The sequence below is a fragment of the Ancylobacter oerskovii genome (assembly GCF_018390555.1).
In the GTDB taxonomy this organism is placed as follows: domain Bacteria; phylum Pseudomonadota; class Alphaproteobacteria; order Rhizobiales; family Xanthobacteraceae; genus Ancylobacter; species Ancylobacter oerskovii.
The window spans coordinates 841,511-864,801 of sequence record NZ_JAHBGB010000002.1; the positions used below are offsets into that span (position 1 = coordinate 841,511).

At 70.4% G+C, this 23,291-nt stretch carries 21 protein-coding genes, 1 other RNA gene and 1 riboswitch; of the genes, 13 read left to right on the forward strand and 9 right to left on the reverse strand.

Annotated elements, in window-relative coordinates; genetic code table 11:
* Nucleotides 1–65 precede the first annotated feature (65 nt).
* Together KHC19_RS04125 and KHC19_RS04130 are read left to right on the forward strand one after the other, a co-directional pair.
* Entirely contained in the window at nucleotides 66–491 is a 426-nt protein-coding gene (locus tag KHC19_RS04125; protein WP_246548138.1) for a hypothetical protein, read from the forward strand.
* Between the two features lie 113 nt (nucleotides 492–604).
* Nucleotides 605–2,758, forward strand: a complete 2,154-nt coding sequence (locus tag KHC19_RS04130; protein ID WP_213350781.1) for a transglycosylase domain-containing protein — start codon at nucleotides 605–607, stop codon at nucleotides 2,756–2,758.
* Nucleotides 2,759–3,178: 420 nt separating this feature from the next.
* On the opposite strand, the gene KHC19_RS04135 is transcribed toward KHC19_RS04130, so the two are convergent.
* Nucleotides 3,179–3,958: a M48 family metallopeptidase gene (locus tag KHC19_RS04135; protein WP_213350782.1), complete on the reverse strand. Its 780-nt coding sequence runs from the start codon at nucleotides 3,956–3,958 to the stop codon at nucleotides 3,179–3,181.
* Nucleotides 3,959–4,069: 111 nt separating this feature from the next.
* The gene (locus KHC19_RS04140; RefSeq protein WP_213350783.1) at nucleotides 4,070–4,579 is read right to left on the reverse strand and encodes a GcrA family cell cycle regulator; all 510 of its coding nucleotides are present in this window, start codon (nucleotides 4,577–4,579) and stop codon (nucleotides 4,070–4,072) included.
* A 391-nt stretch (nucleotides 4,580–4,970) separates the two neighbouring features.
* Here KHC19_RS04140 and KHC19_RS04145 point away from each other — a divergent pair, with 391 nt between their 5' ends.
* From KHC19_RS04145 to KHC19_RS04165, 5 genes are all read left to right on the forward strand, one after another.
* Nucleotides 4,971–5,351, forward strand: coding sequence for a GCG_CRPN prefix-to-repeats domain-containing protein (locus KHC19_RS04145; RefSeq protein ID WP_343207647.1), 381 nt, complete (start codon nucleotides 4,971–4,973; stop codon nucleotides 5,349–5,351).
* Between the two features lie 24 nt (nucleotides 5,352–5,375).
* Nucleotides 5,376–5,885, forward strand: a complete 510-nt coding sequence (locus KHC19_RS04150) for a Spy/CpxP family protein refolding chaperone (RefSeq protein ID WP_213350785.1) — start codon at nucleotides 5,376–5,378, stop codon at nucleotides 5,883–5,885.
* Nucleotides 5,886–6,094: 209 nt separating this feature from the next.
* Nucleotides 6,095–7,297, forward strand: a complete 1,203-nt coding sequence (locus KHC19_RS04155; protein WP_213350787.1) for an aspartate aminotransferase family protein — start codon at nucleotides 6,095–6,097, stop codon at nucleotides 7,295–7,297.
* On the forward strand, nucleotides 7,294–8,232 hold the full coding sequence (gene argF / locus KHC19_RS04160; protein WP_213350789.1) for an ornithine carbamoyltransferase: 939 nt from the start codon (nucleotides 7,294–7,296) through the stop codon (nucleotides 8,230–8,232). Before KHC19_RS04155 ends, argF begins: the two co-directional genes overlap by 4 nt.
* 102 nt (nucleotides 8,233–8,334) lie before the next feature.
* Complete coding sequence (locus tag KHC19_RS04165) at nucleotides 8,335–9,384, forward strand: Hsp33 family molecular chaperone (protein WP_213350791.1); 1,050 nt, start codon at nucleotides 8,335–8,337, stop codon at nucleotides 9,382–9,384.
* A gap of 316 nt (nucleotides 9,385–9,700) precedes the next feature.
* Here the strand turns inward: KHC19_RS04165 and argE are convergent, their stop codons facing one another.
* From argE to KHC19_RS04185, 4 genes are all read right to left on the reverse strand, one after another.
* The gene (gene argE / locus KHC19_RS04170; RefSeq protein WP_213350793.1) at nucleotides 9,701–10,864 is read right to left on the reverse strand and encodes an acetylornithine deacetylase; all 1,164 of its coding nucleotides are present in this window, start codon (nucleotides 10,862–10,864) and stop codon (nucleotides 9,701–9,703) included.
* A gap of 71 nt (nucleotides 10,865–10,935) precedes the next feature.
* On the reverse strand, nucleotides 10,936–12,387 hold the full coding sequence (locus KHC19_RS04175) for a TrkH family potassium uptake protein (protein ID WP_213350795.1): 1,452 nt from the start codon (nucleotides 12,385–12,387) through the stop codon (nucleotides 10,936–10,938).
* A gap of 101 nt (nucleotides 12,388–12,488) precedes the next feature.
* A complete protein-coding gene (apaG, locus tag KHC19_RS04180) occupies nucleotides 12,489–12,881 on the reverse strand; it encodes a Co2+/Mg2+ efflux protein ApaG (RefSeq protein ID WP_213350796.1) in 393 nt (130 codons plus the stop codon).
* Nucleotides 12,882–13,163: 282 nt separating this feature from the next.
* The gene (locus KHC19_RS04185; protein WP_213350797.1) at nucleotides 13,164–14,378 is read right to left on the reverse strand and encodes an O-succinylhomoserine sulfhydrylase; all 1,215 of its coding nucleotides are present in this window, start codon (nucleotides 14,376–14,378) and stop codon (nucleotides 13,164–13,166) included.
* A 47-nt stretch (nucleotides 14,379–14,425) separates the two neighbouring features.
* A riboswitch (SAM riboswitch) is annotated at nucleotides 14,426–14,507 on the reverse strand.
* Between the two features lie 187 nt (nucleotides 14,508–14,694).
* Between KHC19_RS04185 and KHC19_RS04190 the strand changes: the two genes are divergently transcribed.
* Both KHC19_RS04190 and KHC19_RS04195 read left to right on the forward strand, forming a co-directional pair.
* Nucleotides 14,695–15,837, forward strand: coding sequence for a 2'-deoxycytidine 5'-triphosphate deaminase (locus tag KHC19_RS04190; protein ID WP_343207648.1), 1,143 nt, complete (start codon nucleotides 14,695–14,697; stop codon nucleotides 15,835–15,837).
* 134 nt (nucleotides 15,838–15,971) lie between these two features.
* A complete protein-coding gene (locus KHC19_RS04195; protein WP_213350800.1) occupies nucleotides 15,972–16,499 on the forward strand; it encodes a hypothetical protein in 528 nt (175 codons plus the stop codon).
* A gap of 47 nt (nucleotides 16,500–16,546) precedes the next feature.
* Here the strand turns inward: KHC19_RS04195 and nudC are convergent, their stop codons facing one another.
* Together nudC and KHC19_RS04205 are read right to left on the reverse strand one after the other, a co-directional pair.
* Nucleotides 16,547–17,518, reverse strand: a complete 972-nt coding sequence (gene nudC / locus KHC19_RS04200; RefSeq protein ID WP_213351046.1) for an NAD(+) diphosphatase — start codon at nucleotides 17,516–17,518, stop codon at nucleotides 16,547–16,549.
* Between the two features lie 11 nt (nucleotides 17,519–17,529).
* Nucleotides 17,530–17,955 (reverse strand): HIT domain-containing protein, encoded by a 426-nt coding sequence (locus KHC19_RS04205; RefSeq protein WP_213350801.1) that lies wholly within the window; start codon nucleotides 17,953–17,955, stop codon nucleotides 17,530–17,532.
* 222 nt (nucleotides 17,956–18,177) lie between these two features.
* Here KHC19_RS04205 and pip point away from each other — a divergent pair, with 222 nt between their 5' ends.
* Entirely contained in the window at nucleotides 18,178–19,146 is a 969-nt protein-coding gene (pip, locus tag KHC19_RS04210; protein WP_213350802.1) for a prolyl aminopeptidase, read from the forward strand.
* Nucleotides 19,147–19,232: 86 nt separating this feature from the next.
* Here the strand turns inward: pip and KHC19_RS04215 are convergent, their stop codons facing one another.
* A complete protein-coding gene (locus KHC19_RS04215) occupies nucleotides 19,233–20,369 on the reverse strand; it encodes a PLP-dependent cysteine synthase family protein (protein WP_213350804.1) in 1,137 nt (378 codons plus the stop codon).
* Between the two features lie 131 nt (nucleotides 20,370–20,500).
* Between KHC19_RS04215 and ffs the strand changes: the two genes are divergently transcribed.
* From ffs to KHC19_RS04230, 3 genes are all read left to right on the forward strand, one after another.
* An RNA gene (ffs, locus tag KHC19_RS04220) (signal recognition particle sRNA small type) lies at nucleotides 20,501–20,596 on the forward strand.
* A 370-nt stretch (nucleotides 20,597–20,966) separates the two neighbouring features.
* Entirely contained in the window at nucleotides 20,967–22,922 is a 1,956-nt protein-coding gene (locus KHC19_RS04225) for a DNA polymerase III subunit gamma/tau (protein ID WP_213350806.1), read from the forward strand.
* Between the two features lie 38 nt (nucleotides 22,923–22,960).
* The gene (locus KHC19_RS04230; RefSeq protein ID WP_213350808.1) at nucleotides 22,961–23,281 is read left to right on the forward strand and encodes a YbaB/EbfC family nucleoid-associated protein; all 321 of its coding nucleotides are present in this window, start codon (nucleotides 22,961–22,963) and stop codon (nucleotides 23,279–23,281) included.
* Nucleotides 23,282–23,291: the final 10 nt, after the last annotated feature.

Here is a 23,291-nt window from a genome sequence, read left to right on the forward strand (position 1 = left end):
CCCGGCAAGGAACGCCTCGCCTCCAGAACCGTTTCTCCCTTGACGGAACGTCAAAGGAGGACGTCATGAAGACGAGGATCCTGCTTCTGGGCGTCGGCCTCGCCGCCTTCGCCACCGGCGCGCAGGCCGGCCCCTGCACCGACCGCATCAATTCGATGGAAAAGTCGCTCTCCACCACCGATGCCGGCTCGGGGCCGACGCAGGCCACCCCGGCGCCGACCAGCCCGCCGGCCGCCGGCGTGCCGAAGGCCGGCGAGGTGCCCGGCACCGGCGGCACCGCCGGCATGAACGCCACCGTCGGCAACAAGGCGACGTCCCCCGCCGACGTCCGCGCCCAGACCTCCGGCGGCACCACCGCCGCGCAGGGCGGCGCGACCTCGGCAAAGCCGCTCAGCGATCTGCTGAAGCAGGCCAAGGCCGCCGATCAGGCGGGCGACGCCGCCGCCTGCACCCGCGCGCTCGACGAGGCGCAGCGCCTCCTGCCCGGCTAGCCGCAGGCTTTGCCGAACGCCGGGCGGCCGCCGCGATTTCGCCCTTAACCCCACGTTTAAACGCCGCGGTTTAGAGTTCGTTTACCGACGGTTTTCGGGGGCGGTCCGCGCGTATGGTGCAGCGTAACGGCAGGATGGAGCGGCGCGAGCCGGTGCTCGGCGCGTCGGCGGCGATGACGGCGCATGGCGACATGCGCCTGTCGCCCGAGGACCGTCCCACCACCATGGCACGCAATGGCGGCGGCTCGTCGCGCAAGTCCGGCGCCGGCGCCTCGGACGGCAAGCGCACCGGCACGCGCTCCTCATCCGGGCGCGGCGGCGGGCGCAAGCCGCGACGCGGCCTGCTGTCGCGGCTGTTCTACTGGAGCTTCGTGCTCGGCATCTGGGGCGTGGTCGGCGTCGCCGGCCTCATCTTCTACGAGGCGAGCCAGCTGCCGCCGATCCAGAACCTCGCCATTCCCGAGCGGCCGCCCACCATCATCATCCAGGCCGCCGACGGCAAGACCATCGCCACGCGCGGCGAGATGCGCGGCTCGGCCGTGCCGCTGCGCTCGCTGCCGCCCTTCGTGCCGCAGGCCTTCGTCGCCATCGAGGACCGGCGCTTCTATTCGCATTTCGGCATCGACCCGATGGGCCTCGCCCGCGCCCTCGTCACCAACCTCACCTCCGGGCGGCTGCGCGAGGGCGGCTCCACCCTCACCCAGCAGCTCGCCAAGAACCTGTTCCTCACCCAGGAGCGCACGCTCTCGCGCAAGATCCAGGAACTGATCCTGTCGATCTGGCTGGAGACGAAATATTCCAAGAACGAGATCCTCGAGCTCTATGTGAACCGCGTCTATTTCGGCGCCGGCGCCTGGGGCATTGAGGCGGCGGCGCAGCGCTACTTCAACAAGCCGGCGCGCCAGCTCACCCTCGCCGAGGCGGCGATGATCGCCGGCCTGGTCAAGTCGCCCTCCTCCCTCGCCCCGACCCGCAATCTGGAAGCCGCGCAGCAGCGCGCGAGCGTGGTGCTCGACGCCATGGTCGACGCCCGCTTCATCTCGCCGGACATGGAACAGGCGGCGCTCGCCAAGCCCGCGACGGTCGCGAAGAACAACTCCTCCGACGTCGCCGGCTATGTCGCCGACTGGGTGGCTGACCAGCTCAAGACCATCCTGCCCAGCATCGAGCATGACGTGATCGTGCAGACCACACTCGACATGTCGCTGCAGGCGGTGGCCGACAAGGCGCTGAAGGACGCGCTGGCCAGGAACGGCAAGAAGCTCGGCGTCGAGCAGGGCGCCATGGTCATCATGGACACCGAGGGCGGCGTGCGCGCGCTGGTCGGCGGGCGCTCCTATGAGGAGAGCCAGTACAACCGCGCCGTCACCGCCCGCCGCCAGCCCGGCTCCTCCTTCAAGCCCTTCGTCTATCTCACCGCGCTGGAGACCGGCATGTCGCCCGCCAGCGTGCGCGAGGACGCGCCGGTGCAGATCAAGGGCTGGAAGCCGGAGAATTTCAGCCGCGACTATCGCGGGCCGGTCGACCTCACCACCGCCATCGCTCTGTCGCTCAACACGGTCGCGGTGCGCCTCGCGCTCGAGGTCGGCCCCGCCGCGGTGATCAGCACCGCCCAGCGCCTCGGCATCAGTTCCAAGCTGGAGCCCAACGCCTCGATCGCGCTCGGCACCTCCGAGGTCTCGGTGCTGGAGATGGCGGATGCCTATGTGCCCTTCGCCAATGGCGGCTTTGGCGTCGCCCCCCATGTGATCAGCCAGGTGAAGGACAGCGCCAGCGGCAAGCTGCTCTACACCGCCCCGTCGGCGGAGCGCGGCAGCGTGATCGCCCCGCCGCATCTGGCGATGATCGACCGCATGCTGCGGCAGGTGGTGCTCACCGGCACCGCCAAGCGCGTCGACCTGCCCGGCTGGCAGGTGGCGGGCAAGACCGGCACCAGCCAGGACTATCGCGACGCCTGGTTCATCGGCTTCACCGGCAAGCTGGTCGGCGCGGTGTGGATCGGCAACGACGATTCCTCGCCGACGAAGAAGGCGTCGGGCTCCGGCGTGCCGGTGGAGATCTGGAGCCAGGTGATGAAGGCGGCCCACAAGGACATGTCGCCGGTGCCGCTGCCCGGCGCCGGCACCGAGACGCCGCCGGCCGCCGCCCCGCCGGGCCTGCCCCCCGGCGAGGTGCCGGAGGACCCCGTCGTCACCGGCGGCCCGCAGGCGCAGCGCAAGCCGGCCACCATCGACAACTGGCTGCTCGACAAGCTGTTCGGCGGCTGAGGCCGCTCGTCACGCCGCCCGCGCGACCTGCTCCCTCTCCCCGCCGGGGAGAGAGGCCTCCGACGCTCCACGCCCGTCACATGCGGCGGAGGGCGGATCGGGCAAGGCCAGACGTTGCCGGAAGGCGGCGACAACACCCGGATCCCCCCGAACGGCCGGCATGGCGCCGCCTTATGACGCCCGCTTCGCCAGCCCCTTCCCTCTCCCATCTCCGGGAAAGGGCACCGCAAGGGAATTTCCGCTCGTCACGCCGCCGCCCGCCCGCGCGACCTGACTCCCTCTCCCCGTCGGGGAGAGGGGTGGGTGAGGGGCCTCCGACACTCCAGGGTCATCGAGCCATTCCGCAACCCATTGCGGCTGTCCTTGCAAAGAAGCCTGACGCCCCCAGGCCTCCACCCTCGGCCGATCCGCCGGCGGCCGTCACTCCCCGCCGCCGAACCGGTGCAGTTCCGCCCCGCGCCGCTTCAGCCACGCCTCGGCCTCGCGCCGGCCGGGGAACAGCCGGTCCACCGTCGCCCAGAAGCGCGGGCCGTGGTTCATCTCGCGACGATGCGCCACCTCATGGGCGGCGAGATAGTCCAGCACCTCCGGCGGCGCGAGGATCAGCCGCCAGGAATAGGACAGCGCGCCGGTGGAGGAGCAGGAGCCCCAGCGGCTCGCCGTGTCGCGCAGGGTGATGCGGCTGATGGTGACGCCGAGGGCCGCCGCATGGCGCCGGCTCGCCTCGGTGAGGTCGCGCCGCGCCTCGCGCTTGAGGAAATCGGCCACCCGCCGCGCCAGATGCGCCGCCTCACCGGCAACGCAGATGAGCGCCTCGCCCTGCGCGTCGGTCTCGGTCCAGACGGTGCCGCGCATGCCCGGGCGATGCACGATGCGATGCGGGGTGCCGCGCAGCGGCACCGTCGCTCCCGCCTCGAAGGCGACGACGACCGGCAATTGCGCGAGGCGGACGGCGATCCAGCCGGTATGGCGCTCGAGGAAGGCGGTCGCCTCCTTGAGGCTGCCGCGTGCCGGCAGGGTCAGCACCACGTCGCGGGTGGCGGCGCGGACCCGCAGCGTATAGCGCCGCGCCCGCGCATCCCGGCGCAGGGCGACGATCACTTCGCTACCGTCGACGCGCAAGGCAAGCGAGGTCGCCTCGCGCCGCGCCGGCGGCTGTCGCTTCTCTAGGGGGAGTGTCGGCGGCCTTCGGAACAGCATGCTCGGACCGGGGATGGATGCGCTCCAATATGGTGCCGATCCACGCCCGCGCCAACGCTGTCCCGGCACCGGCGGCCGAGGTCCGGCCGCCGTGCCTCCAAGGCGCTCGCGTCAGCGCGCCACGCGGCGGTCGCGGCGGCGATCCTGCACCGGCTGGTAGGCGATGCGGGCGTGATAGGCGCAGTAAGGCAGGCCGGTCTTGGTGCGGCTGCCGCAATAGTAGAAGTCGCCCTTGCCCGGCTCGCCCACCGGCCAGCGGCAGGTGAACTCGGTCAGGTCGAGAATGGTGCAGCGATCCGCCATCGGGATGACGTTGGCGACCGGATCCGGCAGTTCCTCCGGCTCGGCCTCGATCACCGGGCGGATGACCGGCGCCAGCACGGTGTTGCCAGCGACCATCGGGCGGGCCGGCGCGGCGACCGCCGTCACCGGGCGCGGCTTGCGCGGGCGGGGCGCCGGCGCGGGTGCCGCCTTGGCGCGGCCGGAAAGGCCGAGGCGGTGCACCTTGCCGATCACCGCGTTGCGCGTGACCCCGCCGAGCTCGGCGGCGATCTGGCTGGCGGAGAGTCCTTCGGACCACAATTTCTTGAGGAGCTCGACGCGCTCGTCCGTCCAGTTCATCGCTGTTCCTCCTTGAGCTCATCGACCGTGCAGGCAAAATCCCACGGCTTTCCGGCCGAAGACGATCGGCCGGATCATTGCCGCTGACGCCACGATGGATTGTCGCCGCACGAGATGTCGTATCTGACGGTCGGGAGGCTACAATATGCGTAGACTCTCGCCCAGTCTGTTCAGAGCCGAAACGATTGTTTTCCCCAGTTGAGAGTCCGCGGCGCAACACTCGGTTAAGGAAATGAGTCGGATCAACGACTTGAATCCGTGCCGTCCGCGTCCCCGATCGCAATCGGTTTGGAACGGCTCTGAAATGAGCCTCTTCCCCTTGCGGGGCATTGTTCCGGCCCGCCCGGCATGCATCCATGGCGCCGCCTGATTTGCCCCGATGGAGCAACCGATGACGCCTCACCCTCATACCGCCGCCCCGGCGCCGGCCCGCCGCGCCGCCACATTCGCCTCTGCCGTGCTTGCCGCCGTCGCCACCGGCTTCCTCGCGCTGCCGGCCGCGGCGGCGCCGGTCTCGCCGGCCCTGCCCACCCCCGACGCGCTGGTGACCAAGGTCGCCCAGGGCTGCGGCATCGGCGCCTGGCGCGGGCCGTGGGGCGGCTGCCGCGACACCCCCTATGTCGGGCCGCTGCCGGGTGGCGGCTATGCCCCGCCGGCGGGCGCACCGGTCTATTACGGCAATGGCTGCCCTCCCGGCTGGTGGCGCGGCCCCTGGGGTCACTGCCGCGATACCCCCTACCATGGCCGCCTGCCCGATGGCGGCTGGCAGTGAACCCGGCCTGAGCGGAGACCCATCATGACCCGTATCCTTACCCGCCTTTCCGCCCTCGCCCCGGTCGTCGCCGCCGCCGCCCTGCTGGCGGGTCCGGCCATGGCCCAGACCACCCCGCCCGCCGACGCGCCGCCGCTGGTCGACCTCTACACGCCGGCCGATGCGCAGGCGGTGCTCGACGCCCGCCTGATCGCCCTGAAGACGGTGATCGGCCTCACCCCCGACCAGGCCAAGCTCTGGGACCCGGTGGAGGCCGCCATCCGCCAGGCGGCGAAGAACGGCGCCGCCCGCGCCGCCGAGCGGGCCAAGGCCGAGCCGGCGACCGACTTCCTCATCGTGCTGGAGCGCCTCGCCGATGCCGAGGCGGCGCGCGCCGCCGACCTCAAGAGCGTGATCGCCGCGGCCAAGCCGCTGGTGGCCTCGCTGACGCCGGAGCAGAAGCGCCGCGTCCCCGGCTTCCTCGGCATGACCGATGTCGCCGGCAAGCCGCAGCCGACGCTGGAACTGTGGATCTTCGAGGACGAGCAGGAGTGAGGCGTCGCGCCTGATCCGCCGACACGACAGACCGGCCGGCGGCCCCCTGCCGCCGGCCGCTTGTTGTCGGGCCGTCATGTTGCGCAGCCATGTTGACCGCCGGCGGCGATCCTTTAAAATCCGCCGCATCGGGTGCCGCCCCCGCAAGGGCGGCACGTTTCGTTTTGGGCCCAGGCTTTCAAGAGCCGTCATCAATAGAGGAGGGGCAGGTGATCGACCCCGTCCTGCCGACCTATAATCGTGTCGACCTGGTTTTCGAGCGGGGCGAAGGCGCCTGGCTGTTCACCAAGGACGGGCAGCGATATCTCGACTTCACCGCCGGCATCGCGGTGAATGTCCTCGGCCATGCGCATCCGCACCTCGTCGCGGCGCTGACCGAGCAGGCTGGCAAGGTGTGGCACCTGTCCAACGTGTTCCGTATCGAGGGCGCCGAGCGGCTGGCCCGCCGCCTCGTCGAGGCGACCTTCGCGGACACCATGTTCTTCACCAATTCCGGCGCGGAAGCGCTGGAATGCGCGATCAAGATGGCGCGCAAGTACCACTACGCCAACGGCGCGCCGGAGCGCAGCCGCATCGTCACCTTCGAGGGCGCCTTCCACGGCCGCACGCTGGCGACCATCGCCGCCGGCGGCAACGCCAAGTATCTCGAAGGCTTCGGCCCGGCGCTGGAAGGCTTCGACCAGGTGCCCTATGGCGATCTCGACGCGGTGAAGGCCGCCATCGGCCCCGAGACCGGCGCCATCCTCATCGAGCCGGTGCAGGGCGAGGGCGGCGTGCGCTCGGCCTCCTGGGCGTTCCTGCGCGCCCTGCGCGCGCTGTGCGACGAGAAGGGCCTGCTGCTGGTGCTGGACGAGGTGCAGTGCGGCGTCGGGCGCACCGGCAAGTTCTTCGCCCATGAATGGGCCGGCATCACGCCGGACATCATGGCGGTGGCCAAGGGCATCGGCGGCGGCTTCCCGGTCGGCGCCTGCCTGGCCACCGAGGAGGCCGCCAAGGGCATGACGCTCGGCACCCACGGCTCCACCTATGGCGGCAACCCGCTCGCCATGAGCGTCGCCAATGCGGTGCTGGACGTGGTGCTGGCCGACGGCTTCCTCGATCAGGTGCAGGCCACCGCCGCGCGGCTGCGCCAGCGGCTGGCCGAGCTGAAGGACCGCCACCCGGCCGTCATCGCCGAGGTGCGCGGCGAGGGCCTGCTGATCGGCCTGCGCACGCTGGTGCCGAATGGCGACCTCATCGCCGCCATGCGCGAGGAACACATGCTCGCCCCGGCGGCGGCGGAGAACGTGGTGCGCCTGCTGCCGCCGCTGAACATCGGCGACGCGGAGATCGACGCCGCCTTTGCGAAGCTGGACGCCGCCTGCGCGCGCGTCGCGGCCTCGCTCACCGCATCGGAAGGAGCGGCGGCATGAGCACCGACAGCAAGAACGGCGTGAAGCACTTCCTCGACCTCGACACCCTGCCGGCCGGCGAGCTGCGCGAGCTGATGCGCTTCTCGCACGACCTGAAGAAGCGCCGGCAGAAGGTGGCGCTGGAGAAGCCCTTTGCCGGCAAGGTACTGGCGATGGTGTTCGACCAGCCCTCCACCCGCACCCGCATCTCCTTCGACATCGCCATGCGCCAGCTGGGCGGCGAGACCATCATGCTCACCGGCGCCGAGATGCAGCTCGGCCGCGGCGAGACCATCGCCGACACCGCCAAGGTGCTCTCGCGCTATGTCGACGCGATCATGATCCGCATCCTCGACCATGCCGCGCTGGAAGAGCTGGCCGCCCATGCCACGGTGCCGGTGATCAACGGCCTGACGCGCGACAGCCATCCCTGCCAGATCATGGCCGACGTGATGACCTTCGAGGAGCACAAGGGCGCGATCCAGGGCCGCACCGTCGCCTGGACCGGCGACGCCAACAACGTGCTGGCCTCCTGGGTGCAGGCGGCCGAGCGCTTCGACTTCGCGCTCAACGTCGCCACCCCGCCGGAGCTCGCCCCGCGCCCGGCGCTGGTCGACTGGGTGAAGAAGACCGGCGCCAGGGTGCGCTTCGGCACGCGGGCGGAAGAGGCCGTGGAGGGCGCCGACTGCGTCGTCACCGACACCTGGGTGTCGATGGGCGATGTCGAGGCGGAACGGCGCCACAACCTGCTCAAGCCCTACCAGGTCAACGGCGCGCTGATGCGCCGGGCGGCCAAGGACGCCATCTTCATGCACTGCCTGCCGGCGCATCGCGGCGAGGAAGTCACCGACGAGGTGATGGACGGGCCGCAATCGGTGGTGTTCGACGAGGCGGAGAACCGCCTGCACGCGCAGAAGGGCATCCTCGCCTGGTGCCTGGACGGCGCGTCGATCTGAGCGTTCGGGGCGCCCTGCGGGGCGCCTCTTCGTTTCGGCCCCGCGGGGAGGAGGCCCTCCCCCTCGCGCAACGCCATCTTCGCACCCATATGGGCGGGCGACATGACACACTCCATTCCCACTCCCGATCCCGACCTGACCTCTCGCCTGCCGCTCGCCGAGGCGGTGGACGACCAGGTCACCCCCTTCCACGTCGACGGCCTCGACGCGCGCGGCCGCGTGGTGCGCCTCGGCACCGCGCTCGATGCCGTCATGGCGCATCACGACTATCCGCCGGTGGTCAAGCGGCTGCTCGGCGAGGCGGTGGCGCTCACCGTGCTGCTCGGCTCGACGCTGAAGATTTCCGGCCGCTTCATCCTGCAGACCCGCACCGACGGGCCGGTCGACCTTGTGGTGGTCGACTTCACCGCGCCGCAGGACGTGCGCGCCTATGCGCGCTTCGATGCCGAGCGCCTCGCGGCGCTGCAGGCGTCGCTGGCGCCCGGCCAGCGGCTGGACAGCGGCAAGCTGCTCGGCGCCGGCCATCTCGCCATGACCATCGACCAGGGCCTGAGCGTCAATCGCTACCAGGGCATCGTCGCGCTGGAAGGCGGCAATCTCGAGGATGCCGCGCATCGCTACTTCGCCCAGTCGGAGCAGATCCCCACCCGCGTGCGCCTCGCGGTGGCGGAGGAGGTGCATCCGGGCGCCGCCGCTTCGTCCTGGCGCGCCGGCGGGCTGATGGTGCAGTTCCTGCCCACCGAGGGCGGTCGCATCCGCGCGGTGGACCTGCATCCCGGCGACGCGCCGGAGGGCGCCGAGCTGCCGCAGGCGCAGGAGGACGACGCCTGGACGGAGGCGCAGTCGCTGGTCGGCACGCTGGAGGACGTCGAGCTCGTCGACGGCGATCTCTCCGCCGAGCGGCTGCTGTTCCGGCTGTTCCACGAGCGTGGCGTGCGGGTGTTCGAGCCCGAGGACATCGTCGCGCGCTGCTCCTGCTCGCGCGAGCGCGTCAGCAACGTGCTGGCGAACTTCTCCCGCGAGGAGCGCGAAAGCCTCGTCGAGGACGGCAAGGTGGTCGTCACCTGCGAGTTCTGCGGCCGCTCCTACGACTTCAAGGCCGAGGAGATCGTCACCCCGGAAGAGCCGGAAGCTTCGTCCGACGAGGCGTGAGCCGCCAGGACGACCTGCTCCCCCCTCTCAAACGTCATCCCCGACGCCCCCCCCCGACGATCCGCGATCGCGCGAGCTTCCGGGAGCAACCCGCCCCCTCTCCCCGTCGGGGAGAGGGCTGGGGTGAGGGGGAGCAGCGGCGAGGGAAAAGAACCGGCGAGGAAGCAGCAACCCGCAACAGGCCATAGCTGAGGCGCCGCGCCCCTCGGCAAAACCCTCTCACCGCCCTATAGCCGGAGCCAACCCTCGCCAGCCGGGGAGGCAGCGCCGACAGGACCGCTCGGACAAAACCGCCCCGGCGCCCCGCGCCGCGCCCCTACCCCGCGCACTCGGCGATCAGCCCGTCGAGGAAGCGCTCGCAGGCCCGCAATTGCGCCACCGCGATGAACTCGTCCGGCTTGTGCGCCTGGTCGATGGAACCCGGCCCGCACACCACGGTGGGAATGCCCTGCGCCTGGAAATGCCCGCCCTCGGTGCCGTAGGAGACGGTGTGGGTGGCGTTCTGCCCGGCGAGCCGCATCGCCAGCACCTCGGCCGGCGAACCCGGCTGCGGCGCCAGCGGCGGCACGCGATAGGTGAAATGCGTCTCGATCGCCGCCTCCGGCGCCTCGACCTTCAGCTTCGGCAGCACCACCTCCTGGGCGAAGCGGTCGAAGCGGGCGACGAGCCCCTCCTCGTCGAAATCCGGCAGGCCGCGCAGGTTCCACTTCACCACGCAGCGGCGCGGCACGATGTTGCCGGCGGTGCCGCCCTCGATGCCCACCACCTGCAGCGTCGAGTTCGGCGGGTCGAAGCGCCCGGAGGCGTCGCCGGCGGCGATCAGCTCGACCCGCAGCCGGTCCAGCTCGGCGATCAGCTCGGCCGCCGCGAAGATGGCGTTGGCGCCGAGATGCGGCATGGAGGAATGCGCCTCGCGGCCGGTCACCGTCGTCACATAGCCGACGCCGGATTTGTGCGCGTCCACCACCTTCATCAGCGTCGGCTCGCCGACGATGCACGCGCGGGGCAGCGGCAGGTCGACGCCCAGCTTGCGCACGGCGGGGATCACCCCGGTGCAGCCCAGCTCCTCGTCATAGGAGATCAGAATATGGATCGGGGTCGACAGCCGCGCCGCCACCATGTCCGGCACCTTGGCGAGGCAGGTGGCGACAAAGCCCTTCATGTCGCAGGAGCCGCGGCCATAGAGGCGGTCGTCCTGCGGCGTCAGGGTGAAGGGGTCGGTGGTCCAGGGCTGGCCGTCCACCGGCACCACGTCGGAATGGCCGGACAGGCAGATGCCGCCCACGCCCTGCGGGCCGATGGTGGCGAACAGGCTGGCCTTCTCGCCGTCCTCGCTCGGCACCAGCACCGAGGCGACGCCGAAGGCCTCCAGATAGTCGCGCACGAAGCCGATCAGCCGGAGGTTGGAATTGCGGCTCGTGGTGTCGAAGCCCACCAGATAGGCCAGCAATTCCTCGGTGGTGGTACGGCCTGCCAGCATGGACGCTCCCGGATTGCGCGCGTTCGAACCGCCCGAGCATAGACGGCATCGCCCGGTCTACGCCAACTCGTTCACCGTCGCCAGAAGCTCGGCAGGAACAGCACGAGGACGGTGAACAATTCGAGGCGCCCGAGCAGCATGCCGAAGGACAGGATCCAGATCACGCTGTCCGGCAGGCCGGCGAAATTGGTCGCCGGGCCGACATGCGGGCCGATGCCGGGCCCGACATTGCCGATCGCGGTGATGGCCGCCGACAGCGCGCTCGCGAGGTCGAAGCCGAGCGCGTTCAGCGCGATGCCGACCACCGCGAAGCCGGCGAGATAGAGAAAGACGAAGGACAGCACCGAGGCCACCACCGCGTCGTCCACCGGCGCGCCGCCATAGCGCACCGGGAACACCCCGTTCGGGTAGACGATGCGCTTCAGGTGCTGCACCAGCGCCGAGCCGAGAATGGCGAGGCGGAAGGTCTTCATGCCGCCGGAGGTCGAGCCGGTGCAGCCGCCGAGAAACAGCAGGATGAAATAGAGCGCGTCGGTCGGCGGCCCCCAATGGGTGAAGTCGACGGTGACGAAGCCGGTGGTCGACATCAGCGACACCACGTTGAACAGCGCGTTGCGCAGCGCCGTCTCGCCGCCGGCGATGCCCCCGCGCACCTGCTCGAATGTCGAGATCAGGGTGAACATCACCACGAGGCCGAGGAACAGCCGCACCTCGGTATTGGCGAACAGCCGCGAGAAGTCGCCGGCCAGCACCCGCACATAGAGCAGGAAGGGCAGCGAGCCGGCGATCATGAACACGATCGCCACATACTCGATGGCGGCGCTGTGGAAATAGCCGAGCGAGGCGTCGTGGGTCGAGAAGCCGCCGGTGGAGATGGTCGACATGGCGTGGGTCAGCGCGTCGAAGGCGTCCATGCCGGCGAGGAGATAGGCGAGCCCGCAGATGAAGGTCAGCGCCACATAGGTGCCGAGGATGCCCTTGGCGAGCTGGGCCGCGCGGGGCAGCACCTTCTCGGACTTGTCCGAGGATTCCGCCCGGAACAGCTGCATGCCGCCCACCTGCAGCATCGGCAGGAAGGCCATGGCGAACACGATGATGCCGATGCCGCCATACCAGTGCAGGAAGGCGCGCCAGATCAAAATGCCCGGCGGCCGGTCGTCGAGATGGGAGATCACCGTCGCCCCGGTGGTGGTCAGCCCGGACATCGCCTCGAAATAGGCGTCGGCGAAGGTGAGCCGCGTCTCCGACCACATGAAGGGGATGGCGGCGAAGAAGGAGAGCAGCACCCAGCTCAGCGTGGTCAGCACGAAGGCCTGCCGCAGGCCGAGCAGCTCCACCTCGCCGGTCCGCCCGGCCAGCCACAGCGACAGGCCGACGAAGACGGTGATCGCCGAGGTGGCGGCATAGACGATGAAGTCCTTCTCCCCCGCCAGCACGTCGACGAGGGCCGGAATCATCATGGTGGTGCCGAGGACGGCCAGCAGCACGCCGAGCACGGCGGCGATCGGGCGGAAATCGATCACGGAAGCGAGGACTCGGCTCGTCACGGCGGGTTGCACGGAGCGTGAGCATAGCCGCTTCCCGGGTGCGCCGGAAGCGGCAAGCCTGCGGTCGGCGGCGCCGTTCAGTTCAGCGTGCGGGAGGCGCCGGGCATGTCCAGCGAGAAGGCGGGCACCTCGACGTCGAACAGGCGGCCGCCCTCGTCCACCAGCCCGTAGCTGCCCTCCATCGATCCGGTGGAGGTCGGCAGCGGCACGCCGCTGGTATATTCGAAATGCGCGCCGGGCGGCAGCACCGGCTGCTCGCCCACCACGCCGGCGCCGCGCACCTCCTGCACCCGGCCGAGCGCGTCGGTGATGATCCAGTGGCGGGTCATCAACTGCACCGTGCCGGCGCCGAGATTGACGATCTCGATGGTGTAGGCCCAGAAATACTGGCTGCGCGCGGGATCCGAGCGTTCCGGCGCGAAACGGGGCGTCACCGTCACCTGCACGCCGCGCGTGGTCGCTCGATACATTCCGCCCTCCCGAATCCGGCCGGTGCCAGTGAAAGCCGAATGGCCGGCGAGGGCAAGGCGGCTGTCTCCCGGCCCCTTTCCCCTCCCCGTCGGGGAACGAGATGGCGGCCTTCCTTCCCTCTCCCCGACGGGAGAGGGAGCCGCCCGACACCGCCAGCGCCACGTCGACAGCCGGGTCGCGAAGAGCCCGCCCATCCCCTTCCTTATCTTCTCCCCGACGGGGAGAGGCAGCCGCCCCGGCCTCCCTCGGGCGGCCGGGAGCCGCGCGCCCGGCGCCCGCCCTCACACCGCCTTCAGCGCGCGGCGGATGTCGTCGGTGAGGTCGTCGACATGCTCGAGGCCGACCGACAGCCGCACCATGCCGTCGGAGATCCCCATCTCCGCCCGCGCCTCGGGGGTGAAGCGCTGATGCGTCGTGGTCGCCGGATGCGTCACCAGGCTCTTGGCGTCGCCGAGATTGTTGGAGATGCGCACCACCTTCAGCTCGTTGAGGAAGCGGAAGGCGCCGGCCTTGCCGCCGTCGACCTCGAAGGTCACCAGCGTGCCGCCACCGCGCATCTGCCGCTTGGCCAGCGCGTGCTGGGGATGGTCGGCGCGGTAGGGGTAGATCACCTTGCCGATCTTGGCCTCGCCGGCCAGCCGGTCGGCCAGCGCCGTCGCGCTGGCCTGCGAGCGCTCGACGCGCAGCGGCAGCGTCTCCAGCCCCTTCAGCATCACCCAGGCGTTGAACGGCGACACCGAGGGGCCGGTCTGGCGCAGGAAGGTCTGCAGATGGTCGGTGAGGAACTGCTGCGAGCACAGGATCACGCCGGCAAGGCAGCGGCCCTGCCCGTCGATGTGCTTGGTCGCCGAATACACCACGATGTCGGCGCCGAGCGCGATCGGGCTCTGCAGCATCGGGGTGGCGAACACGTTGTCGACCACCAGCCGGGCGCCGGCGGCGCGGGCGATCGTCGCCACCGCGGCGATGTCCACCAGCTCCAGCATCGGGTTGGTCGGGCTCTCCAGGAAGAACACCCGGGTTTCCGGCGTCACCGCCGCCTGCCAGGCGGAAAGATCGGTGCCGTCGACCAGCGTCGTGGTCACGCCGAAGCGCGGCAGCAGCTCCTCCACCACATAGCGGCAGGAGCCGAACAGCGCGCGCGCCGCCACCACATGGTCGCCGGCCTTCAGCTGGCACAGCATGGCCGATGTGACCGCCGCCATGCCGGAGGCGGTGGCGCGCGCCACTTCCGCGCCCTCCAGCAGCGCGAGGCGGGCCTCGAACATCGCCGTGGTCGGGTTGGAATAGCGGGTATAGATGAAGCCCGGATCGTCGCCCTTGAAGCGCGCCTCGGCCTGCTCGGCGGTGTCGTAGACATAGCCCTGGGTGAGGAACAGCGCCTCGGAGGTCTCGGCGAAGGGCGAGCGCAGGATGCCGCCATGCACGAGGCGGGTATCGGGACGCAGCTCGGCGATCTCGGCGGCGGTCAGCTTTTCGGCGGGGGCTTCAGACATTAGGCGGCTCCGGGTTCATCGATAGACCGGGGTCGCCCACGCGCATACGTCGCGCGGCCCCGACCTTTTTAGCAACCTTGTTTAGCGTGGCGGCAAGCCGGTCGGCTCCAAATGACCACGTGGTAGTGCGGACTTACTCCCGCGCGACGCGTCCCGTCAAGGCGCATCTTCGTCGCCGAAACCGCGCCGCAAGCCCTTGTCCGGCTTGGCGAGGCGCCGGTGGTCGTCTAAAGCGGTGATGGAAAGCATCCATCGTCAGGACATCAGCGACGGAAATCATCCATCGCGGAGATCCGCAACCTTCTCAGGGTCGAGCGTGTCAGAACTGGGTCTGCCCGAAACGGGCGACGGCATCCTGCCGGACAGCGCCATCGTCGCGCTCCATGCCGCCGGCGCCATCCGCACCGCCTCCCCCTTCGACGGCGACCAGGTGCAGCCGGCGAGCCTGGATCTGCGCCTCGGCGACACCGCCTGGCGGATCCGCGCCAGCTTCCTGCCCGGCGCCGACGCCGATGTCGCCGACCGGCTGTCCCGGCTCGCCTTGCACAAGCTGGACCTCGCCGGCGGCGAGGTGCTGGAGACCGGCTGCGTCTATCTGGTCGAGCTGCAGGAGGCGCTGGCGCTGCCCGCCGGCATCGCCGCCTCCACCAATCCGAAGAGCTCCACCGGCCGGCTCGACGTGTTCACTCGCGTCATCGCCGATCGCGCCCGCTCCTTCGACATCATCCCGGCCGGCTATGCCGGCAAGCTCTATCTGGAGATCAGCCCCCGCACCTTCCCGATCCTGGTGCGCAAGGGCTCGCGGCTGTCGCAGATCCGCTTCCGGCGCGGCGACGCCCGGCTCGGCGAGGCCGAGACCGCCGCGCTCAACGCCGCCGAGCGCCTCGTCGATACCCGCCTGCCGGACGTCGCCGGCGGCGGCATCGCGGTGAGCGTCGATCTGTCGGGCGCCGGTTTCGGCGGCCTGCTCGGCTTCCGCGCCAAGCGCCACACCGGCCTCATCGACGTAGACAAGCGCGCGCAATGCGACGTCGAGGATTACTGGGAGCCGCTGGTGACGCGCGGCCGGCGCGAGCTGGTGCTCGATCCCGACGCCTTCTACATCCTCGCCTCCAAGGAGGCCGTGCATGTGCCGCCGAGCCATGCGGCGGAAATGGTGCCGTTCGATCCGCTGGTCGGCGAGTTCCGCGTCCACTATGCCGGCTTCTTCGATCCCGGCTTCGGCCATGCGGCGGCGGGCGGGCACGCCAATGCGCATGGCGGCGCCCGCGCGGTGCTGGAGGTGCGCTCGCGCGAGGTGCCGTTCATCCTGGAGGACGGCCAGATCGTCGGCCGCCTTGTCTATGAGCGCATGCTGGCGCGGCCCCGCTCGCTCTATGGCGAGGGCCTCGGCTCCAACTACCAGGCGCAGGGGCTGAAGCTGTCCAAGCATTTCCGCCCGTGGACGCGCGAGGGGTGAGCCGCGGCCAGACGAAGGTCTCGGCCGGCAAACCTTTGGATATGCTCGGCAAAACCACCGTCTGATGGTGGATGTCGCGCTGCGATGAGAGGCTCCCGGCGGTCCGAAAGGCGGACCCCAGCAGGAGCAGGATCATGGCCGGAGCCATTCTTTCGCAGTCGTCCTTCACCGCGATCATCGACGCGCCGTTTGAGAAGATCGACATCCCCGCCTGGCTCTATGCGCTGCCGACCGCCGAGTACAAGCGCTGCTCGCCGGACCACATCGCCTGCGGCGCCACCTTCGCCGATGACGGCACCCGCATGTCGATCAATGTGGAGCGCATCGGCGGCGCGCTCCTGGTGCAGAACTATGTCGAGCGCCATGCCGACCCGCACGACCTGAAGCTCGTCTCGATCACCGATGTCTTCGGCCCCCAGGGCCGCACCACCTCGGAAGTCACCTGGGAGCTCTCCGCGCGGCGGCTGGAAGACGGCCGCGTCGAATACCGCAACAGCGTCATCGCCCGCGCCACCGACGCCTTCGACGCCTTCATCAAGGAGCACGGCATCGCCTTCGCGGAGGCGGCCGCCGCCCGCCAGAAGGCCTCGTCGGTGCACAATCAGGGCGAGACGCCGCTTTTCGCCAGGAGCATCGAGAAGGCGGCATTGGCCAAGCGTTGACGTGCCAAACGTTGACCCGCTAACCGCTCCCCTCCCGCGCGGCGGGTTCACCCCGCCGGCGGGTCGCGCCCCTCGACGAAGGCGCGGATGAGATGGTGGGCGATCGCCATCGGCGGCGGCGCCACCAGCCCGTCGGGATGGGTGCGGGTGAGCAGCAGGCGCGCCTCGTCGCGGTGGAACCAGCGCGCGCCTTCCAGCTCGTTGTCGTCGATGCGGATCTCCCGGCTGGCGGCCTGGAGATGGAAGCCGATCATCACCGACATCGGGAACGGCCAGGGCTGCGAGCACAGATAGCGCGCCGCGCCGGTGCGGATGCCGGCCTCCTCCAGCGTCTCGCGCCGCGCCGCCTCCTCGAAGGTCTCGCCCGGCTCGACGAAGCCGGCGAGGCACGACCACATGCCCGGCGCGAAGCGGGCGGAGCGGCCGAGCAGGCACTCATCGCCGTCGATGGTCAGCATGATCGCCACCGGGTCGGTGCGCGGGAAATGCTGCGCGCCGCAATGCGGGCATTCGCGCCGCCACCCCGCCTCCGCCACGGTGAGCCGGGTGCCGCAATTGGAACAGAAGCTCCGCCGCGCGTGCCAGGCCAGCATCGCCTTGGCGCAGGCGAGCTCGGCGAGCTCGTCCGGCGGCACCAGCCCCTGCACCGCGATGGAGCGCAGGTCGGTGAGCAGGAACTCTTCCCGCTCGGCCAGCGCCCCGGCCGAAGCCGCATGCAGCGGCAGCACCATGTGCGGCACCGCCTCGCTCCCCTCGCCGTCGAGGCCGAGCAGGCAGGCCTCGCCGGTGCGCCCGCCCAGCGCCAGCGCCTCGGCCAGCGGCATGAGCGCCGAATGCGACGCCGCGGAGGCGCCTGCCGCCCGCGGCACCAGCACCACCGTCTCGCCGGCGATCAGGCAGGCACGGGCGCGCGGGTCGGCGAGGAATTCCGGCATGCGGGCGCGCCGGTCGCTCGCGCGGTCGAGCCGGAAGGCGCTGTAGCCGAGATGCGGCCATTCGCCGAGGCCGGCGGCATCCATCTCGTCCACGCTCACGCGACGTCCTCCAGCGCGGCCCTGAGCGGCGCGATCAGGTCCTGCGCCGCGGCGCTGGCATAGGGCACCGGCGAGCCACGCCCCCAGACCGGGTTCGGCCAGGCGGCATCGGCCTCGAAGCGGGCGATGACGTGGAGGTGCAGCTGCCGCACCATGTTGCCGAGCGCCGCGACGTTGAGCTTGTGGCAGTTCGTCAGCCGCTTCAGCTCCCGCGCCACCCGGTCGAGCTCATGCATCACCCCCGCGCGCACCGCCGGGTCGAGGTCGATCAGCTCGACGGCGCCGGGCACCCGCGGCACCAGGATCAGCCAGGGATAGCGGGCGTCGTTCATCAGCAGCAGCGTCGAGCGCCGCAGTTCCATGACCGGAAAGCTGTCGGCCGCGAGGCGGGGATCGAGGGCGAAGATGTCGGATGTCGTCATGTCGTCGTACCGTCCCGGGTCCGGTGCAAGCCGTCTGTGAGCCAGCGGTCTCTGTACAGGCCTTCTCTATAGACGCGGAACGCCGGCGCGGCCACGTCTCGCAAGGAGATCTCGCGCAAGGACATCTCGCGCAAGCGCCCCCATCGGGCGGAAAGGATACGCTTACAAACCGGCCCGCCCCGGTTAAGCCTTGCCATCCTGTCCCGATTCGGTGAGTCCCCGATGACCGACCAGCCTGCGGCGCTGCGCACCCTCTACCCCGCCATCGAGCCCTATGAGACCGGCCATCTCGATGTCGGCGACGGCCATGTCCTCTATTACGAGCGCGTCGGCACGCCGGGCGCGACGCCGGCGGTGTTCCTGCATGGCGGGCCCGGCGCCGGCATCAGCGAGAGCCACCGCCGCCTGTTCGATCCCGCCCGCTACGATGTCGTGCTGTTCGACCAGCGCGGCTGCGGCCGCTCGACGCCCTATGCCGGGCTGGAGGCCAACACCACCTGGCACCTCGTCGCCGACATCGAGCGGCTGCGGGAAAAATTCGGCCACGCGCGATGGGTGGTGTTCGGTGGCTCCTGGGGCTCGACGCTGGCGCTCGCCTATGCCGAGGCCCATCCCGAGCGCGTCTCGGCGCTGATCCTGCGCGGCATCTACACGATGACGCCCGCCGAGATCGACTGGTACTACCGTTTCGGCGTCTCGGAGATGTTCCCGGAGAAATTCGAGCGCTTCCTCGCGCCCTTGAAGACGGAGGCCGAGCGCGCCGACCCGGTGCGCGCCTATCGCGCCTTGCTGACCGGCGACGACGACGCCCGGAAGCTGGAAGCCGCCAAGGCGTGGACGATCTGGGAGGGCGAGACCATCACCCTGTTGCCCAACCCGGAGCTGACCGCGCCCTATCATGACGGCCATTACGCGCTGGCCTTCGCGCGGGTGGAGAACCACTATTTCTTCCACGATTCCTGGCTGGAGGACGGCCAGCTGCTGCGCGACGCCCCCAAGCTCGCCGGCATTCCCGGCGTCATCGTGCATGGCCGCTACGACATGCCCTGCCCGGCGAAATATGCGTGGCTGCTGCACAAGGCATGGCCGGAGGCCGAGTTCCACCTCATCGAGGGCGCCGGCCACGCCTATAGCGAGCCGGGGATACTGGACCGGCTGATCCGGGCGACGGACCGTTTCGCCGGCACCTAGTCCCCCGCGAAGCCCGGCCGAAAATGCCAAGAGAGCGGCAAAGCCCCCTCTCCCCGTGAGGGAGCGGGATGGAAAGGGCGGCCCCTTTACGGCAGCGCCAGGATGCCGGTGTCGAGGAAGCGCTCTATCGCCGCGCGATGGGGCGCGATGTCGAGGCCGCTCGCGGCGAGCCAGTCGGGGTTGTAATAGGTGGCGGCATAGCGGTCGCCGCCGTCGCAGATCAGCGTCACCAGCGATCCCCGGCGCCCCTCGCGCAGCATGCCGGCGGCCAGCTGGCACAGCGCGTGGAAATTGGTGCCGGTCGAGCCGCCGACCCGGCGGAACAGCCGCTCCGACAGCACATGGGCGGCGGCGATGGAGGCGGCGTCCGGCACCCGGATCATGTGGTCGATGACGCCGGGGATGAAGGACGGCTCCACGCGCGGCCTTCCCACCCCCTCGATGCGCGAGGCGCGCGGGCAGGTCACCGAAAGATCGCCGGAATGATAGGCGTCGAAGAAGGCCGAGTTCTCGACATCGGCGACGCAGAGCCGCGTCGTCAGGTTGCGGTAGCGTATGTAGCGGCCGATGGTCGCCGAGGTGCCGCCGGTGCCGGCGCTCATCACCACCCAGTCGGGCACCGGGTCCGGCTCGGCGCCGAGCTGGCCGAAGATGCTCTCGGCGATGTTGTTGTTGCCGCGCCAGTCGGTGGCGCGCTCGGCATTGGTGAACTGGTCGAGATAGTAGCCGCCGGCCTCGGCGGCGAGCCGCGCCGCGGTGCCGTAGACCTCCGCCGGGCTGTCGACGAAATGGCAGCGCGCGCCGAAGCGCTCGATGGCCTCGACCTTGGCCGGGCTGGTGGAGCGCGGCATCACCGCGATGAAGGGCAGGCCGAGCAATTGCGCGAAATAGGCCTCGCTCACCGCGGTGGAGCCGGAGGAGGCCTCGACCAGCGTGGTGCCCTCGTCGATGCGGCCGTTGCAGATGCCGTACAGGAACAGCGAATGCGCCAGCCGGTGCTTGAGGCTGCCGGTGGTGTGGGTGGATTCGTCCTTGAGATAGACCGAGATGCCCGCCAGCCCGGTGAAGACGGGTTTCAGCAGATGCGTGTCGGCCGAGCGCCGCCGGTCGCCCTGCAGCAATTCGATGGCCCGGCGCGTCCAGGCGCGGTCGCGGCAGGCCGGCAGGGCGAAGAGGCCGACGGGAGGGTCGACGGTGTGGTCGGTGGGCTGATCCGCGCTCATGGGTGATGGCCGCCCTGATGATCGCCGGCTACGAGATCCGGTTCCGCTGGCATAGCGCGCGGACGGGGGATGGACAATCGCCCCTTGGCGCCCCCTTGCATCGCCGGCGCATCTGCCCGATATAGGCGGCGGGAGGTTGGCGGTGGACGAGCCACTCGCCAACCGGGTCAGGTCCGGAAGGAAGCAGCCCCAACGAGCCCGTCTCGGGTCGCATGTCAGCCTCCCACCCTTGCGTCGCCTTCCCGCTTCGGGGAAGGCCTTCCCGGAAAATCGAGAGCCGCCGCCATCCGCCCCATCGCCGTGGGTCGGCTTTCTGCGCGCGCCGGCCGGGGATGCCATGTCGCCGACCGGCCGGGCGCCTGCCGCTCGCAGCACGCCCGCAAGGCCGCGCGGCAGCCTTCCCGCCGCCCTTGGGCGCGAGGCCGCGCAGAACCTCGTCGAAAGCTCCCGCCGCTTCGTCCGCGCACGGATCGACGGCGCCGAGGCCTTTGCCAGCCTGCATCGACCGGGCCGCCTCACCTCGCCTTCCCCGGATTTTTCCGTCCATCCGCCCGGCGGCGTTGCATTGCCGCCCCCCCGCGATGCTATGAAGGCACCATGAGCGCGGATCGCCCCGACCTACCCGCCGACGACGACGCCATGCCCGGCCTCGGTCTCGCCACCGTCCCGGCGGCTCCGGCCGCGACGCCCTATCGCGTGCTCGCCCGCAAGTACCGGCCGCAGACCTTCACCGATCTGATCGGGCAGGAGGCGATGGTGCGCACGCTCTCCAACGCCTTCGCGTCGGGGCGCATCGCGCAGGCCTATATCCTCACCGGCGTGCGCGGGGTGGGCAAGACCACCACCGCCCGCATCCTCGCCCGCGCGCTCAATTACGAGCCGGCGGACGGGCCGGCGGGCGGCGGCGCGCCGACGCTGGACATGCCCGTGCTCGGCCGCCATTGCCGCGACATCATCGAATCGCGCCATGTCGACGTGCAGGAGATGGACGCCGCCTCCAACACCGGCATCGGCGACGTGCGCGAGATCATCGAGGCGGCGCGCTACAAGCCGGTGCTGGCGCGCTACAAGGTGTTCATCATCGACGAAGTGCACATGCTCTCCACCGCGGCCTTCAACGGCCTGCTGAAGACGCTGGAGGAGCCGCCGGAGCATGTGAAGTTCGTCTTCGCCACCACCGAGATCCGCAAGGTGCCGGTGACGGTGCTCTCGCGCTGCCAGCGCTTCGACCTGCGCCGCATCGACAGCGGCGTGCTCGCCAATCACCTGCGCGGCATCTGCGAGGCGGAAGGCGTCACCATCGATGCCGAGGCGCTCAGCCTCGTCGCCCGCGCCGCCGAGGGCTCGGTGCGCGATTCGCTGTCGCTGCTCGACCAGGCGATCGCCCATGGCGGCGGCACCGTGCATGCCGAGCAGGTGCGCTCGCTGCTCGGCCTCGCCGATCGCGGCCGCGTCATCGATCTGTTCGAGGCACTGATGAAGGGCGACGTCGCCACCGCCCTCGTCGAGCTGCGCGAGCAATACGACACCGGCGCCGACCCGGCGGTGGTGATCGCCGACCTCGCCGAGTTTACCCATCTCGTCACCCGGCTGAAGATCCTGCCGCAGGCGGCGGACGACGCGGCGCTGGTGGAGGCCGAGCGGGTGCGCGGCCGGGCGCTCGCCGAGACGCTGTCGATGCGGGTGCTGGCCCGCGCCTGGCAGATGCTGGTCAAGGGCCTCGCCGAGGTGCAGCAGGCGGCCAAGCCGATGCAGGCGGCGGAGATGGCGCTCGTCCGCCTCGCCTATGCCAGCGACCTGCCGACCCCCGACGAGGCGCTGCGCAGGCTGCGCGACACGGACGGCGCCCCGGGCGGAGGCGGCGACGCCCCCTCGCCTCGCCTCGGTGGCCCCGGCCCCGGGCCGCAGGCGCGCGGAGCCGGCCCGGCGAGCGCCGTGGCGATGCAATCGGCCCCGATTTCGAAGCAGATGGCCTCACCGGCCATCGCCGCCGCTCCGTCGGCCGCATCGTACACCGCACCGGCCTCGCATCTGGCCGTCGCCAGCCGCACCGAAGCCCCCCGCCCGGCCGTCCGCCCGGTGGAGACGGCGCCTGCCATCCGCATCGAGACCATGGCGGACCTGGTGGCCCTCGCCTCGGCACGGCGTGACCTCAAGCTCAAGTTTTCATTGGAGAATCACGTCCGGCCGGTCGCCTTCGAGGAAGGCAAGCTGGAGATCGCCCTCACTCCCGAGGCCGGCCCGAGCCTCGTCGCCGAGCTGCAGAACAAGCTCAGCGACTGGACCGGCCGCCGCTGGCTGGTGGCCCTCTCCCGCGAAGAAGGCGAGCAAACCGTTGCGGAGAAAGCGAAATCCGCCCGCGAGACCCTGCTTTCCGACGTGCAGGCGAACCCTCTGGTGGAAGCGGTCCTCTCGCGCTTCCCGGGCGCCAAGATCGTCGATGTCCGCACCACGGCGGAGATCCCGCCCGCGCTCGACGACTATGCGAGCGACGACGAGCTCATGGCCGCCCGCGACGACGGCCCGGGCGCCGATGACGAGATCGAATTCTAACCACCTGACAATCCACGATTTTTCTTGAGGATTTCCGCATGAAAGACCTGCTTGGCATGATGTCCAAGGTGAAGGAGATGCAGGCCCGCATGGAGCAGATGCAGGCCGAGCTCGATGCCATCGAGGTCGAGGGCGTCTCCGGCGGCGGCATGGTGAAGGTGGTGATGAGCGCCAAGGGCGCACTGAAGGGCGTCACCATCGACCCCAGCCTGCTGAACCCGGAAGAAGCTGAAATCCTTGAGGATTTGATCGTCGCCGCGCATGGCGACGCCCGCGGCAAGGGCGAGCGGCTGATCCAGGAGCGCACCCAGGCGCTCACCGCCGGCCTACCGATCCCGCCCGGTCTCAAGCTGTTCTGATCGCTCGCCT